Source organism: Neisseria sp. P0009.S007, assembly GCF_051962515.1.
Window position 1 is genome coordinate 1 of the sequence record NZ_JBQCVF010000674.1, and the last position, 888, is coordinate 888.

At 51.1% G+C, this 888-nt stretch carries 2 protein-coding genes; both read left to right on the forward strand.

Annotated elements, in window-relative coordinates; all coding sequences use genetic code 11:
* On the forward strand, positions 1–219 hold a 219-nt coding region (locus ACTHS3_RS15590), incomplete at its 5' end, for a DUF2185 domain-containing protein (RefSeq protein WP_440368453.1).
* A 93-nt stretch (positions 220–312) separates the two neighbouring features.
* Positions 313–792, forward strand: coding sequence for a 6,7-dimethyl-8-ribityllumazine synthase (gene ribH, locus ACTHS3_RS15595; RefSeq protein ID WP_036493252.1), 480 nt, complete (start codon positions 313–315; stop codon positions 790–792).
* Positions 793–888 lie beyond the last annotated feature (96 nt).

The window sequence follows — 888 nt, forward strand, 5'->3', positions numbered from 1 at the left end:
CCCGTATTTGAAAACGACAGCGGCTGGCGTATTTTCAGCGGCGACGAAACCGACGAATACACCGACAATCCCGACAATTTCAGCATTGTCAGTCTCTCCACCATTACCGCAGACAATCCCGACATCGCGCCCCTGCTGACTCAGGCAGAAGGCTGCGCGTGGGAATTGAACGAAGACGGCGAGTTCCAAGCCGTTGCCGATTGGCAGCCGCAAGAATAATCCATCCCCATTTTGTTTCAGACGGCCTTCTTTATAACAAGGCCGTCTGAAACCGAGCCGAATCCCTATTTCACAAATATTGAAGGAATCATCATGAACATTATCGAACCACGCCTCGATGGCACCAACTTGCGCATCGGCATCGTTCAAGCCCGCTTCACCAACGAAATCGGCAGCGAAATGGTCAAAGTATGCTGCCGCACCCTAAAAGAATTGGGCGTATCCGAAGACAACATCACGCTTGCCACCGTTCCCGGCGCGCTTGAAGTGCCTATCGCGTTGATGAACCTCGCTTCATCCGAACAATTCGATGCCCTGATTGCTATCGGCGTTGTCATTCGTGGCGAAACCTACCACTTTGAATTGGTATCCAATGAGTCCGGCGCAGGTGTCAGCCGCGTTGCCCTTGACTACAACATCCCTATCGCCAACGCCATCCTAACGACCGAAAACGACGAACAAGCCGTTGCTCGTATCGAAGAAAAAGCCTCCGATGCAGCCAAAGTTGCCGTAGAATGTGCCAACTTGGTCAACCATCTTTTGTCAGAACAATACGAAGACGACGAAGAATAAGCTTCTCCCCGTATTGAATCCGCATATTTTCAGACGGCCTCCCAATCATGACATTGAGGCCGTCTGAATCATTCAATATTCAGCCGACAACCATCG

Coding starts and splice junctions, on each gene's coding strand:
- ribH (WP_036493252.1), top strand. CDS start 313: ATGAACATTATCGAACCACGCCTCGATGGCACCAACTTGCGCATCGGC.